This window comes from Streptomyces venetus, assembly GCF_039540295.1.
GTDB classification, from domain to species: domain Bacteria; phylum Actinomycetota; class Actinomycetes; order Streptomycetales; family Streptomycetaceae; genus Streptomyces; species Streptomyces venetus.
Map to the genome: position 1 here is coordinate 98,649 of NZ_BAABET010000006.1, position 13,572 is coordinate 112,220.

Here is a 13,572-nt window from a genome sequence, read left to right on the forward strand (position 1 = left end):
GGCACATTTCCCGTCACCGAGCGTGGATTGCCGGCCTCCCGCTCCCCTCAAAGGCCCTGAATATCGCCAGAATTACGTGAACATGGCGACAACACATCGTCACGAATATGACGATGCCCACACACCTGAACCCCATCTCCTTTACTTTTGGGGCACGTTATATCGAAGCCACCGAAGCGCCTTATTCGGACAGAACGACTACTTCCGCTTAAGCCGGACGACCGTGGCGTCCAGGTCCCCGCGCAGACCGACCCGCAATCCGTGATGGAGCAGCACGGCCCCTCGGTGAACTTCGCCCGTTTTGAGGCATTCGTACGTCGCCGACGGGTCGAGGCCGTGCAGCCTGAGCGCCGGAACGGGCTCGCCGTAGCGCTGCGCGTGGAGCCAGGCGAGGACGACGGTCTCGCCGCCGAGGACGTACTGCACCGCGCTCAGGCCGCCTTCCGGCGCGCGCAGCCGGTAGAGGTCGCCGCGCTGCACCACGGGCCGGATCTCCTTGTAGAGCTCCACCCAGCCCCGCGCCTCCGCGAGCTCCTCCTCGGTCCACTTCGTGAGGTCACCGCCGACTCCGAGCACACCGGCCATGGCGCTGACGAACCGGAACCGCAGGGAGCTGGCGCGATGGTTGAGCATGGCGTTCGGACTGTCGGTGACCCAGGCGGCCATGACCCGGGCCGGGTGGATCTGGCTGAAGCCGTGCTGGATGGCGAGCCGGTCGAGCGGGTCGGTGTTGTCGGAGGTCCACACCTGGTCCGTGCGGCCCAGCACACCCAGGTCGATCCGGCCACCGCCACCCGAGCAGGACTCGAAGGCCACCCCCGGGTGGGCGGCCCGCAGCCGGTCGAGCAGGGCGTACAGGGCCCGGACGTGGTCGACCCACAGCCGCTGCGGGTAGGGGTCGTCCGGCCAGCCGGCGTCGGAGAAGCAGCGGTTGAAGTCCCACTTGACATAGTCGATCGGGGCGCTGGAGAGCAGCCCGTCGAGCTGCTCCCAGAGGTACTCCTGGACGTCCTCACGGGCGAGGTTCAGTACGAGCTGATTACGGAATTCCGTCCGCTTTCGTCCCGATTGGTACTGCACCCAGTCCGGATGGGCGCGGTACAGGTCGCTGTCCGGATTGACCATCTCCGGTTCGACCCAGATCCCGAACTGCATGCCGAGGCCGTGCACCTGGTCGGCGAGCGGCTTGAGCCCGCCGGGGAAGCGGTCGGGGTTCGGCGTCCAGTCACCGAGCCCGGCCCGGTCGCTCGTACGCGTCCCGAACCAGCCGTCGTCGACCACGAACAGCTCGACGCCCATGGCGGCGGCCCGCTCGGCGAGCGCCCGCTGCTGCTCCTCGGAGATGTCGAACTCGGTGGCCTCCCAGGAGTTGAACAGCACCGGCCGGTCCTGGTCCGCGTCCGGGACGACGTGGGTCCGCTGGTAGGCGTGCCAGGCGCGGCTGGCCCCGCCGAAGCCGCCGTCGCTCCAGAGCCCGGCGAAGACGGGGGTGGTGTACGACTCCCCCGTGCCCAGCGCCAGCAGGCCCGAGTCGTCGTACCCGGCCCCGCCGGTGATCTGCACGCGGGCATCGGGGAGTTGGGCCACGGCGATCCGCCAGGACCCGGACCACCCCAGGGCGCATCCGTAGACCTCGCCGCGCTCCTCGGTCGCGTCGGTGTCGAGCGCGACCCATGGCAGGTGCTGGTGGGAGGTGTGGCCGCGGCGGCTGCCGATGACCTTCTCGCCGTGGGTGAGGAGGGAGCGCTCCAGGCGGGACTCGGCGCCCCAGCGGCCGTGCAGCTGGGACAGCCGCCAGCTGTCGCGGTCGGGCAGGGTCCAGGTGGCGGAGTCGGCGCGCAGCACCTCGACGGCCGGACCGTGGTTCTCCAGGGTCACCCGGCGCTCGATCACGTCGTCGCGCATCCGGTAGTGCAGTGTGACGGCCAGGTCTCCGTCGCGGAAACGGAGCCGCAGCTCGCCGCCCTCGGTGTCATGTCCCTCATAGGTCCACTCCGTGCCGCGCCGCTCGCCGGTGCGCAGGGACAGGGCGGGGCGGACGAACCGGGGCCCGCCCTCGACCGGGTACTCCTCGCGTCCGTCGAGCGGGGACTCGAAAGGCCAGTAGTCGGGCAGGGGGCTGACCGCGAGGGCCTCGGCGTCGGCGAGGCCGATCCGCGGGCCCCAGTGCAGGTGCAGCAGCTCGTCCCGGTCGGTGACGTGGACGGCGTAGCTGCTGGCCGGCCCCGAGAGGAGCCAGGTACGACCGTCTTCGGAGATGTCCAGCATCAAGGCCTCACAGATTCGAACAAGCCCGACCAGGTGCGACCAGGCCCCAACATCATCGAGTGCTTCGGGGGCTCCAGGCAACGCCTGTGGACAACTGATTGCCCCTGGCAGCCATGTCGTATCGTCGAGTGGTGCCCGTCGCCGAGCCGCGGCGACGGGCGCCGAATGGGAGGAGCCCCCGTGACACAGCAGGTCCCGTCGACCGAACCCGAGCTGGCCGGAGTGCGCAACTTCCGTGACGTGGGCGGGCTGCCGACCGTGGACGGGCGTCGGGTGCGGCAGGGGGTGCTCTTCCGCAGCGGCCACCTCGCGCACGCGACCGGGGAGGACGCCGCGTTCCTGACCGGCCTGGGCCTGCACACGATCTTCGACTTCCGCAACGCGGCCGACCAGAAGCTCGAAGGGCCGGACGTCGAGCTCCCGGGCGTGCGCAATGTGAACCTGCCGCTGAGCGACCCGGCCGACGGCGCGGAGTTCTGGAGGATGGTCCGCGACGGGGACCTGGACCAGCTGCGGGAGATCCTCTCGGACGGCAAGGGCGCGGGCCGCATGATCGCCTCCTACCGCACGATCATCAAGCACCGCACCGCCGAGCACTCCCAGGTGCTGCACGCGCTCGCGGAGGACAGCGTCCCCGCGCTGATGCACTGCGCGGCGGGCAAGGACCGCGCGGGCCTGTCCATCGCGGTGACGCTGCTCGCCCTGGGCGTCGAGCGCGAGGCGATCATCGACGACTACCTGAAGTCGAACGCCAAGCACCGCCGCTACAAGGTGCACCGCAGCAGTTCCGCCGCCTCGGCCTACTCCCCCGAGGTCATGGAGCTGCTCAGCCCCCTGTTCGACGCGCGCGCCGAGTACCTGACGGCGGCCTTCGACACCATCGACGAGAACTGGGGCGGTGTCGACGCCTATCTGGAGGAGGGTCTCGGGCTCACGCCGCAGGACCGGAAGCGGCTGCGCGAGCGGCTGCTCGAATGACGGGGCGCGGCTAGCGGGCCCCCGCCTCGAACAGGAACCACACGAACGCGGCGAAGATGTGCCCCACCACGAGGTAGATCAGCAATCGCACCCACAGCGCGCGGGGAAACTTCTCCTCCATGTCGGTCATGACAGATCTCCAGGGGTGGGGCCCAGGCACAGTGCGGCCGTGGGACTCTGCAACAGGGTGTGGACGAAGAGCAGTTCGACGCCGTCGTGGTCCTCGGCGGCGATCCGGTGCGGGGTGAGCGAGTCGAAGTGCGCGCTGTCGCCGGGCGCCAGCCGGTGAGTGGTGTCCCCGAGGCGCAGCCGCAGCCGCCCCCGCAGCACATGGAGCCACTCCTCGCCCGGATGGACGCGCACGATGTCCCCCTGCGAGCCGTACGGGACGTGGACGCGCAGCGCCTGCATCCCGCGCCCGGAGGCGCCGGCCTGCCAGTACGTCCAGCCGCCCGCCGCGGTCGGCTCCATGTCGGCCGCGCGCACCACGGCGTCCCGGTCCGCGGCCGTCTCACCGAGCAGCTCGGAGACGGTCGTACCGTAGACACGGGCGAGTGCGAGCAGCATCGGCAGCGAGGGCTGGCGCTGCCCGGTCTCCAGCCGGGAGAGGTGCGCGGGCGACAGCCCGGCGGCGCGGGCGGCGGCCTCCAGCGTCAGGGAGGCCTGGCGCCGCAGCGCCCGCAGCCGTGGCGCGACGGCGGGCAGCGCACCGGCCGGACCGTCGGACGGCTCGGACTCGGTGTGCGGCCCGGACGCGGGATGCGGCCCGGACTCGGTGTGCGGCCCGGACTCGGTGTGCGGCCCGGAGGTACGCTCGGGCTCGGAGGAGCTCATGACTCCATTCAGCCCGAGTCTTGCCTCTGCGGCAAATTTCTTGCCTCACAGGCAAAACTCGGGGCCGGCCGTCGAACGGCGGCACATCAGCGGTTCGCGACCGCCTGCCTGACCAGCGTCCTGCCGAAGTCCCAGACCAGCCCGCCGTCGTGCGCGTCGTCCATCACGGCGGTGAAGGCGTCGACGAACCGGTCCACCTCCCGTTCGCCGATGATCAGCGGCGGGATCAGCTTGATCACCTCCATGTGATCGCCGGATACCTGGGTGAGGATCCGGTGCCGCTGGAGCAGCGGGACGACGACCATCTGAGCGAACAGTCCCTTGCGCGCGGCCTGGAGCATGGCCCAGCGGCCACGCAGCTTCAGCGACTTCGGCCGGCCGAACTCGATCCCGATCATCAGGCCCCGCCCGCGCACGTCGGCGAGCATCTCGTACTTGTCCGTCAGCGCCGCGAGCCGCGATCTGAGCAGTTCCCCGGTGCCGCGCACGCCCGCGACGATCTGCTCGTCCTCCAGCACCGACAGCACCGCGAGTCCCGCCGCCATGGCCTGTGCGTTGGACCCGAAGCTCGCCGAGTGGACCAGCACCCGGTCCATCGACGAGTAGACCTTCTTGAAGATCCAGTCCTTGCCGAGGGTGGCGCCCACGGGCACATAGCCGCCGGAGAGCGCCTTGGCCACGCACACCAGGTCGGGTTCCACGCCCTCCTCGTGCTGGTAGCCGTAGAAGTCGCCGGTCCGGCCGAGGCCCGTCTGCACCTCGTCGGCGATGAGCAGCGCCTTGTGCCGGTGCAGCAGCTCCTGGGCGGCCCGCAGATAGCCGGGCGAGGGCGCCAGCACGCCCTTGCCCTGGATCGGCTCCACGATCAGGGCGGCGACGTCGCCCTTCCTCACCTCCCGCTCCAGCGCGTCGAGGTCGCCGAGTGGTACGGCCGTGTCGGGCAGCAGCGGGGCGAAGCCGTCCCGGAAGCCGGACTCGCCGTTGACGGAGAGGGAGCCGGTGGTCAGGCCGTGGAAGGCGTGCGCGCAGTACAGGATCCTGGGCCGGCCGGTGACGAACCGGGCGAACTTCAGCGCGCCCTCCACCGCCTCCGTGCCGCTGTTGCCGAAGAACACCCGGTCCAGGTGCGGACTGTGCGCGAGCAGCTTCTCCGCCAGCAGGCCGGGCAGTGGCTGACAGTCGAAACGCGTGAGGTCGGCGAGTCCGGCGTCGAGGACGTCGTGCAGTGCCTTGCGCACGACGGGGTGGTGGCGGCCGAGCCCCATGACCCCGAACCCGGCGAGCATGTCCAGGTAGTCGTTGCCGTCCGCGTCGTAGAAGTAGGCGCCCTCGGCGCGCTCGTAGACCTTGTCGAAGCCGATGGTGTGCAGCATGCGCGGGAGCTGGTGGTTGAGGTACCGGGTGTGCAGCTCGTAGCGCTCGGCTCCGCGTTCGGCCAGCAGCTCGCCGAGGTCGAACGCCCCGGCCTGCGACGACTCCGACGCGGGTTCGGCGGTTGTCATTCCTGTGGCTCCTTGGACAGCTCTTCCTTGACGGTCAGGCTCGCGCTGATCCGCCCTGCGATCTCCACGGGTGTCAGGCCGATGTCGGCGAGCACCTCGCCGCGCTTGGCGTGCGCGAGGAACTGCTCCGGGATCCCGAAGCGCCGTACGGGGACATCGACGTCGGCGTCGCCGAGGGCCAGCGCGACGGCCGAACCGACCCCGGCCGCCCGGCTGTTGTCCTCGACGACGGCGACCAGGCGGTGTGCGGCGGCGAGGGCCGGGAGCGCCGGGTCCACGGGTTTGACCCAGCGGGGGTCGACGACGGTGCAGCCGATGCCGCGGGCCTGAAGCAGCTCGGCGGCCTGGAGGCAGACGGGCGCCATGACCCCGACGGCCACCAGGAGCACTCCCGGTCGGGGAGAACGGTGCAGCACGTCGAGTCCGCCCACCCGGTCGACCGCCGGGATCGACGGGCCGACGGACTCCTTGGGGAACCGCAGCAGGGTCGGCGCGTCGTCGACGGCGACCGCCTCGCGCAACTGAAGGCGCAGCTGGTCGGCGTCGCGGGGCGCGGCGATCCTGAGGCCCGGGACGACCTGGAGGACGGACATGTCCCACATGCCGTTGTGGGAGGCGCCGTCGACGCCGGTGACGCCGGCCCGGTCCAGCACGAAGGTCACCCCGCAGCGGTGCAGGGCCACGTCCATCAGGAGCTGGTCGAAGGCGCGGTTGAGGAAGGTGGCGTAGACGGCGACGACCGGGTGCAGGCCGCCCGTCGCCAGGCCCGCCGCGGAGACGGCGGCGTGCTGCTCGGCGATGCCGACGTCCCACACCCGGTCCGGGAAACGCTCCGCGAACCTGCCCAGACCGACCGGGTGCAGCATGGCGGCCGTTATCGCGACCACGTCGTCCCGTTCCTCGCCGATCCGCACGATCTCCTCGCCGAACACGGAGGTCCAGGAAGGGCCGCCCGACGGCGCGAGCGGCTCGCAGGTCAGAGGGTCCATCACGCCGACGGTGTGGAAGTGGTCCTCCTCGTGGGCGACGGCGGGTTCGTAGCCGCGGCCCTTCTCCGTGAGGCAGTGGACGAGGACCGGCCCGTGGAAGCGTTTCGCGCGCCGCAGCGCGGACTCCACGGCCCCGATGTCGTGCCCGTCGATCGGCCCGAGGTACTTCAGGCCCAGGTCCTCGAAGAGGCCCTGCGGCGCGAACGCGTCCTTGAAGCCCTTCTTCGCTCCGTGCAGCGCCTCGTAGAGGGTGTTGCCCACCAGGGGCGTGCCTTGCAGCACGTCCTTGCCCCAGGCCAGCACCCGCTCGTAGCTGTCGGTCGTGCGCAGCGTCGCGAGGTGGTTGGCGAGGCCGCCGATGGTCGGGGCGTAGGAGCGTTCGTTGTCGTTGACGACGATGATCAGCGGGCGGTTCCTGGCCGCGGCGATGTTGTTCAGCGCCTCCCAGGCCATGCCGCCGGTCAGGGCGCCGTCGCCGATCACCGCGACGACATGGCCCTTCTCCCCCCGCACCTGGCGGGCCTTGGCGAGTCCGTCGGCCCAGCCGAGCGCCGTGGAGGCGTGGCTGTTCTCGATGACGTCGTGCTCGGACTCCTCGCGAGAGGGATAGCCGGACAGGCCGCCCTTGCCGCGCAGCTTGGAGAAGTCCTGGCGTCCGGTGAGCAGTTTGTGGACGTAGCTCTGGTGGCCGGTGTCCCACAGGATGCGGTCGACCGGTGACTCGAACACCCGGTGCAGGGCGACGGTCAGCTCGACCACGCCCAGGTTGGGTCCCAGGTGCCCGCCGGTCCTGGCGACCGCGTGCACCAGGAACTCCCTGATCTCGTCGGACAGTTCCCCCAGTTCCGCCTCGGACAGCGCCTTCAGATCACGTGGTCCCCGGATGCTCTCCAGAATCGTCACGCTCGGGCCCCCTTCGAAATCCGTGCTGCTCAGCTCACGGTGACGGCCGGCTCCCCCGACCCCACGCCGTCCTGCTCCATCTGCTCGGCGATCTTCATCGCCTCTTCGATCAGCGTCTCGACGATCTTCGACTCGGGGACGGTCTTGATGACCTCGCCCTTGACGAAGATCTGGCCCTTGCCGTTGCCGGAGGCCACCCCCAGATCGGCCTCCCGGGCCTCGCCGGGGCCGTTGACCACACAGCCCATGACGGCGACGCGCAACGGCACCTCCATGCCTTCGAGTCCGGCCGTGACCTCGTCGGCGAGCTTGTAGACGTCGACCTGGGCGCGGCCGCAGGACGGGCAGGAGACGATCTCCAGCCGCCGCTGCCTGAGCCCCAGGGACTCCAGGATCTGGATGCCGACCTTGACCTCCTCGGCCGGCGGCGCCGACAGCGACACCCGGATGGTGTCGCCGATGCCCCTCGACAGCAGCGCCCCGAAGGCCACCGCCGACTTGATCGTGCCCTGGAAGGCCGGGCCCGCCTCCGTCACGCCCAGGTGCAGCGGATAGTCGCACTCCTCCGCGAGCTGCCGGTACGCCTCGATCATCACGACCGGGTCGTTGTGCTTGACGGAGATCTTGATGTCCCGGAAGCCGTGCTCCTCGAACAGGGACGCCTCCCACAGCGCGCTCTCGACGAGCGCCTCCGGTGTCGCCCTGCCGTACTTCTGGAGCAGCCGCCGGTCCAGCGACCCGGCGTTGACGCCGATCCGGATCGGGGTGCCGTGGTCCTGGGCGGCCTTGGCGATCTCCTTGACCCGGTCGTCGAACTGCTTGATGTTGCCGGGGTTGACGCGGACGGCGGCGCAGCCCGCCTCGATGGCGGCGAAGACGTACTTGGGCTGGAAGTGGATGTCGGCGATGACCGGGATCTGCGACTTGCGGGCGATGGTCGCCAGCGCGTCCGCGTCGTCCTGCGTGGGGCAGGCGACCCGGACGATCTGGCAGCCGGACGCGGTGAGCTCGGCGATCTGCTGGAGGGTCGCGCCGATGTCGGAGGTGCGGGTCGTCGTCATCGACTGCACCGACACCGGGGCCCCGCCGCCGACCGCCACCGGACCGACCTGGATCCGGCGCGAGACGCGCCGCTCCGCGATCGGCCGGGCCGGTACCTCGGGGACCCCCAGGGGGACGGCGGTCATGGCGTCACTCCCGGTTTCCCGAGACCGTCTCGCGCATGGCGCGCAGCGACTCCTTCAGGGACCCCATGGTGGCGAGGACGGCGGTGGGCTCGTAGCCGCAGTGCGCCATGCAGTTGGCGCAGCGCGGGTCCTTGCCACGGCCGTACTTGTCCCAGTCGGTGTCCTCGACCAGTTCCCGGTACGTCGGCACGTACCCGTCGCTCATCAGGTAGCAGGGGCGCTGCCAGCCGAAGAGGGAGTAGTTCGGGATCGCCCACGCGGTGCACGGGAAGTCGACCTTGCCCTCCAGGAAGTCGAGGAAGAGCGGCGAGTGGTTGAGCCGCCAGCGGCGCCGGTTGCCGCCCGCGAAGGCCTTCCTGAACAGCTCGCGGGTCTGCTCCACGCCCAGGAAGTGCTCCTGGTCGGGGGCCTTCTCGTAGGCGTAGGCGGGCGAGATCATCATCTCGTCGACCTTCAGGTCGTCGTTGAGGAAGTTCAGCACCTCCACGACGGTCTGCGGGGTGTCGGTGTTGAAGAAGGTCGAGTTCGTGGTCACCCGGAAGCCGCGCCGCTTGGCCTCCTTGATGGCCTCCACGGCCTCGTCGAACACGCCCTCCTTCGCCACCGACTCGTCGTGCCGCTCGCGCAGCCCGTCGATGTGCACGGCGAAGGCGAAGTACGGGGAGGGCTTGAACTTGTCCATCTTCTTGCGCAGGAGCAGTGCGTTGGTGCACAGGAAGACGTACTTCCGCCTGTCCACCAGCTGACGCGCGATCTCGTCGATCTGCGGGTGCATCAGCGGCTCGCCGCCGGCGATGGACACCATCGGGGCACCGGACTCCAGCACCGCCCCCACCGCCTGGGCGACCGGCATCCGCTGCTTGAGCACCCCGGCCGGGTGCTGGATCTTGCCGCACCCCTCGCACTTGAGGTTGCAGGCGTACAGCGGCTCCAGCTCGACGATGAGCGGGAACTTGTCCCGCCGGCGAAGCTTCTGTTCAGCCAAGTACGTAGCGACCTTGATGGACTGTCGGAGCGGCATGGCCATCTGGCTCACCTCCTGGGGAGCAGCAAGGAACGGTGCCATTCGAGATAAGCGGGAAAGACGGAGCGAAGGACACGGAAAGCTGATATTCCACCGCGCACCGTGCCGATCCGGACCAGTTCATGTTCAGGAGCGTCCACGACCACCCGGACGGCCGCAACCGGGCGCTCGCCCGCGCGCACGGCGCTCAGCAGCGTGGCAGCGGACTCCATGTCGACCGCGATCGCGCCGGTCGCGAACAGATCGGAGCGTTCGTGGCCGCGCACGACATGGTCGGAGCCGGTGAGCGGACCGGTGTGCACGGTCCGTCCGGGCACGGCGCGGGCCAGCTCCTTGACCAGCCGCTCGGTCCCCACACAGGCGGTCGTGCCGTGCGGGTCGCGGGTCTCCTCGGCGACGACCAGGTCCCCGGGGTGCATGCCGGGGGCGAGTCCCGCGCAGAAGCCGGTGGCCAGGACGGCGGCGTCGCGCAGGGCCGTGTCGGCGAGCATCCGGGTGACGGACCGCTCGGCCGCCGCGGGCCCCATGCCCGTGCGCAGCACGGTCACCGGCCCGCCCGCGCCGCCGCGCTCCCCCGCCCGCAGGGCGAGCTGCTCGATGCCGAGCGCGCAGGCGATCAGCAGCGGGGCCGGGGCGGGCCGGGTGCTCATCAGCTGTCCTGGAGCCGGTCGGCGAAGGGCTCCCCGTGGACGTACCGGCCGAGCGCGGTGAGCGGGAACACCTGCCGGTAGAGGTGGTAGTTGATCGAGAAGTCCCAGGGGAAGCCCGTCCCCGTGAAGTACGGCTCGTCCCAGGAGCCGTCCTCCCGCTGGGTGGCGGCGAGCCATTCGACGCCGCGTTCGACGGCCTTGGAGTCCCGCTCCCCCGCCGCGAGCAGGGCCATCAGGGCCCATGCCGTCTGGGAGGCGGTCGAGGCGCCCCTGCCGCTCCACTCCTTGGGGTACTTGTAGGAGCGCAGGTCCTCGCCCCAGCCGCCGTCGTCGTTCTGGACCGACTCCAGCCAGCTCACCGCCCGCCGGATCGCCGGGTGCGCCCCGGGGATGCCGGCCGCGACCAGGGCGGGGACGACGGATCCCGTGCCGTAGACGTAGTTGACGCCCCAGCGTCCGAACCACGAGCCGTCCGGTTCCTGCTCCGCCAGCAGCCACTCGATGCCGCGCCGGGTGCGCGGGTCGTGGGCGAGGCCCTCCACCGCGAGCATCTCGACGACGTGCGCGGTGACGTCGGCGGAGGGCGGGTCGATGACCTCGCCGAAGTCGCAGAACGGCAGCCGGTTCGGGAACGGGCTGGTGTTGTCGACGTCGAAGGCGGCCCACGCCCCGTTCTTCGACTGCATGCCGAGGGTCCAGCGCATCCCGCGCCCCACGGCCTTGTCGACCCGCACCGGGTCGTGGTGGGTGATCCGGCGCAGCGCGAGGATCACCTCGGCGGTGTCGTCGATGTCGGGGTAGTTGTCGTTGTGGAACTCGAACGCCCAGCCGCCGGGCGGCAGCCCGGGCCGGCGCACCGACCAGTCACCGGGGCGGACGATCTCCTCGCCCAGCATCCAGTCCGCCGCCTTCACCAACTGCGGGTGGTCGGCGGGCAGTCCGGCGTCGACGAGCGCGATCGCGGCCAGGCAGGTGTCCCACACCGGCGACTGGCAGGCCTCGATCATCCGGGCCCCGTCCTCGCGCCACACGGCGAACCGGTCCAGGGAGGCCAGGCCCTCGCGCATCACGGGGTGCTGAAGGTCGTAGCCGAGCAGGTGCAGGGCGATGATCGAGTACACGGCGGGGGGCTGGATGCCGCCCCAGCAGCCGTCGTTCTCCTGCCGCTCGACGATCCAGCGGGCGGCGCTGTTCATGGCGGCTCGGCGCAGTCTGCGTGGCGCCATCTTCCGCAGGGCGTGCAGGCCCTTGTCCATGCGCTGGAAGGCCCCGTCCCAGCTGAACACCGGCGCGAGGGGTCTGGGCGGGTCGGGCCGGCCGGGGTCGGTGTGCAGCTCGTCGAGCGGGAAGGGCGCGGGACGTACCGGCCGCTTCGCGGAGACGATCGTCAACGGCACTATGGTCTGCCGGGCCCAGCAGCCGAAGTCGTAGATGTTGAGCGGCATCCACTTCGGGAACCAGATGAGCTCCGGCGGGAGTTCGGGCAGGTCCTCCCACTTCCACCAGCCGAACAGGGCCAGCCAGATCCGGGTGAAGACCCGGGCCGCGGCGATGCCGCCCTGCTCGCGGATCCAGGCGGAGGCCTTCGCCAGGTGCGGGGAGTCCGGCGCGTCACCGGCCAGGCGCAGGGCGACGTACGCCTCGATGGTGGTGGAGAGTTCGCCCGGTCCGCCGTAGAAGGAGACCCACGTGCCGTCCTCGCGCTGCTCGCCGCGGATGAAGAGCGCCGCGGCCTGTGCGGTCTTCTCGTCGAGGATCCCGAGGAACTGACGTAGCATCAGGTCCTCGGCGTCCATCGTGACGTTGGTCTCGAGGTCGCCCTTCCACCAGCCCTGGGCGTCCTGGCGGGAGAGCAGGAAGTCGGTGGCGCGCCGTGCGGCGTGTGCGGCGGCTTCTCGTACCCCGGCCGCCTCGGGGGTCTCGATGTCGTGTTCGCTGGCCGCGTCGGCGCGGGGTGGCAGGGCCCCGGTGCTTCCGTCGGTCGTCGCTGTCATGGCTTCCCCTTCGTGCAGTGGTGCAAGGTGTGCAGCTGCTGTGGGTCCGCCGTCGGCCGGTGCTCCGTGGTGTCTCGCGGCACCGGCCGGCGACTACGCGAGGGCTATTCGGCCGATAGTGATCATCTCTTTCGTACGACAACGAAGTCGGCGAGCGCCGTGAACTGGTCCCGCACCCGGTCGGGCATGTCGATGGCGTCGAGGGCTTCGATGGCGATGGTGTGCTGACGGCGCGCCTCGTCGGCGGTCCACTCGCGGCCGCCGGCTTCCTCGATGAGGGCGGCCCGGGCCGCGAACTCCTCCTCGGAGAAGTTCTCGAAGTCGCTGCTCTTGGCGTCGGCGGCGAGGATCTCGCCGAGCCTCTCGGAGGCGGACCCGCCCGCCGCGAGCGCGGCCACCACCGGCAGCGACTTCTTGCGCTGGCGCAGGTCGCTCCAGGTCTGCTTGCCGGTCGAGTCCGGGTCGCCCCAGATGCCGAGGAGGTCGTCGACGGCCTGGAAGGCGAGGCCCAGGTGGTAGCCGTACCTCTCGAGGGTGTCGGCGGTGCGGTCGTCGGCGCCGCCGAGGACCGCGCCGATGGAGCTGGCGCAGGCGAGCAGGGCGCCGGTCTTGTTGCCCTCCATCTCCAGGCACTCCTCGACCGTGACGCGGTCGCGGTGCTCGTAGGAGATGTCCTGGGCCTGACCGTCGATCAGGGCGCGGGTGGCGGTGGTCAGCCGGCGGGTGGCGCGGCCGGCCTCGACGGTGCCGAGTTCGAGGAGCATCTCGTTGGCGAGGGCGAACAGGGCGTCGCCGACCAGGATGGCCTGGGCGGGGCCGTGCACCTTCCACACGGTGTCGCGGTGCCGGCGCTGTTCGTCGCCGTCCATCAGGTCGTCGTGGAGGAGGGAGAAGTTGTGGACGAGTTCCACGGCGACGGCGCCGGGGATGCCGGTCTCGGGGGCGGCGGACATGACCTCGGCGGACAGCACGGCGAGGGCGGGGCGCACGGCCTTGCCGCCGTCGCCCTCGGCCGGCCTGCCCTGGGCGTCGATCCATCCGAAGTGGTAGGCGGCAACAGTGTCCATGGGAGGTGCCAGGCGGTCGATGGCCGCCCGCAGTACCGGCGAGGCCAGGGTCCGGCCGCGCTCCAGGAGCGCGGCCACGTCCACCGCGGTCTCTCGAGCGGCCTTCGAGGCCGGGGGCACAGTGGGCACAGTCTCTCCTCTTGTTGCGGTACCGAGGGTGCGGGGGCCGCCCGCCG

Annotated in this window: 11 protein-coding genes; 1 reads left to right on the forward strand and 10 read right to left on the reverse strand. The window is 70.8% G+C overall.

All coding sequences use genetic code 11. The annotated features are described in order from the left end of the window. Positions 1 to 198: 198 nt before the first annotated feature. On the reverse strand, positions 199 to 2,268 hold the full coding sequence (locus ABEA82_RS20570; protein ID WP_345663035.1) for an alpha-galactosidase: 2,070 nt from the start codon (positions 2,266 to 2,268) through the stop codon (positions 199 to 201). 180 nt (positions 2,269 to 2,448) lie between these two features. Here ABEA82_RS20570 and ABEA82_RS20575 point away from each other — a divergent pair, with 180 nt between their 5' ends. After that, positions 2,449 to 3,246: a tyrosine-protein phosphatase gene (locus ABEA82_RS20575; RefSeq protein WP_345663036.1), complete on the forward strand. Its 798-nt coding sequence runs from the start codon at positions 2,449 to 2,451 to the stop codon at positions 3,244 to 3,246. 10 nt (positions 3,247 to 3,256) lie between these two features. On the opposite strand, the gene ABEA82_RS20580 is transcribed toward ABEA82_RS20575, so the two are convergent. The 9 genes from ABEA82_RS20580 to ABEA82_RS20620 form a co-directional block, all read right to left on the reverse strand. Beyond that, positions 3,257 to 3,376 carry a DUF6126 family protein gene (locus ABEA82_RS20580; RefSeq protein ID WP_345663037.1) on the reverse strand — a complete coding sequence of 40 codons (120 nt, stop codon included), beginning with the start codon at positions 3,374 to 3,376 and terminating at the stop codon, positions 3,257 to 3,259. Beyond that, complete coding sequence (locus tag ABEA82_RS20585; RefSeq protein WP_345663038.1) at positions 3,373 to 4,080, reverse strand: helix-turn-helix domain-containing protein; 708 nt, start codon at positions 4,078 to 4,080, stop codon at positions 3,373 to 3,375. Before ABEA82_RS20585 ends, ABEA82_RS20580 begins: the two co-directional genes overlap by 4 nt. Positions 4,081 to 4,166: 86 nt before the next feature. Beyond that, complete coding sequence (locus tag ABEA82_RS20590; RefSeq protein ID WP_345663039.1) at positions 4,167 to 5,582, reverse strand: aspartate aminotransferase family protein; 1,416 nt, start codon at positions 5,580 to 5,582, stop codon at positions 4,167 to 4,169. Continuing rightward, positions 5,579 to 7,474, reverse strand: a complete 1,896-nt coding sequence (gene dxs / locus ABEA82_RS20595) for a 1-deoxy-D-xylulose-5-phosphate synthase (protein ID WP_345663040.1) — start codon at positions 7,472 to 7,474, stop codon at positions 5,579 to 5,581. The genes ABEA82_RS20590 and dxs overlap by 4 nt, the downstream gene beginning before the upstream one ends. 29 nt (positions 7,475 to 7,503) lie before the next feature. Next, complete coding sequence (gene ispG, locus ABEA82_RS20600) at positions 7,504 to 8,661, reverse strand: flavodoxin-dependent (E)-4-hydroxy-3-methylbut-2-enyl-diphosphate synthase (RefSeq protein WP_345663041.1); 1,158 nt, start codon at positions 8,659 to 8,661, stop codon at positions 7,504 to 7,506. 4 nt (positions 8,662 to 8,665) lie between these two features. Next, positions 8,666 to 9,688 (reverse strand): adenosyl-hopene transferase HpnH, encoded by a 1,023-nt coding sequence (gene hpnH, locus ABEA82_RS20605; RefSeq protein ID WP_345663042.1) that lies wholly within the window; start codon positions 9,686 to 9,688, stop codon positions 8,666 to 8,668. A gap of 5 nt (positions 9,689 to 9,693) precedes the next feature. After that, positions 9,694 to 10,335 carry a phosphorylase family protein gene (locus tag ABEA82_RS20610; RefSeq protein ID WP_345663043.1) on the reverse strand — a complete coding sequence of 214 codons (642 nt, stop codon included), beginning with the start codon at positions 10,333 to 10,335 and terminating at the stop codon, positions 9,694 to 9,696. Continuing rightward, positions 10,335 to 12,329, reverse strand: coding sequence for a squalene--hopene cyclase (shc, locus tag ABEA82_RS20615; RefSeq protein WP_345663044.1), 1,995 nt, complete (start codon positions 12,327 to 12,329; stop codon positions 10,335 to 10,337). The genes ABEA82_RS20610 and shc overlap by 1 nt, the downstream gene beginning before the upstream one ends. A gap of 122 nt (positions 12,330 to 12,451) precedes the next feature. Next, positions 12,452 to 13,516 carry a polyprenyl synthetase family protein gene (locus ABEA82_RS20620; RefSeq protein WP_345663463.1) on the reverse strand — a complete coding sequence of 355 codons (1,065 nt, stop codon included), beginning with the start codon at positions 13,514 to 13,516 and terminating at the stop codon, positions 12,452 to 12,454. Between the last annotated feature and the right edge of the window lie 56 nt (positions 13,517 to 13,572).

What these genes read in the sequence shown, in the direction of transcription:
- shc (WP_345663044.1), bottom strand. Translation starts at nt 12,329, where the DNA reads ATGACAGCGACGACCGACGGAAGCACCGGGGCCCTGCCACCCCGCGCC.
- ABEA82_RS20590 (WP_345663039.1), bottom strand. Translation starts at nt 5,582, where the DNA reads ATGACAACCGCCGAACCCGCGTCGGAGTCGTCGCAGGCCGGGGCGTTC.
- hpnH (WP_345663042.1), bottom strand. Translation starts at nt 9,688, where the DNA reads ATGGCCATGCCGCTCCGACAGTCCATCAAGGTCGCTACGTACTTGGCT.
- ispG (WP_345663041.1), bottom strand. Translation starts at nt 8,661, where the DNA reads ATGACCGCCGTCCCCCTGGGGGTCCCCGAGGTACCGGCCCGGCCGATC.
- ABEA82_RS20570 (WP_345663035.1), bottom strand. Translation starts at nt 2,268, where the DNA reads ATGCTGGACATCTCCGAAGACGGTCGTACCTGGCTCCTCTCGGGGCCG.
- ABEA82_RS20580 (WP_345663037.1), bottom strand. Translation starts at nt 3,376, where the DNA reads ATGACCGACATGGAGGAGAAGTTTCCCCGCGCGCTGTGGGTGCGATTG.
- ABEA82_RS20610 (WP_345663043.1), bottom strand. Translation starts at nt 10,335, where the DNA reads ATGAGCACCCGGCCCGCCCCGGCCCCGCTGCTGATCGCCTGCGCGCTC.
- ABEA82_RS20585 (WP_345663038.1), bottom strand. Translation starts at nt 4,080, where the DNA reads ATGAGCTCCTCCGAGCCCGAGCGTACCTCCGGGCCGCACACCGAGTCC.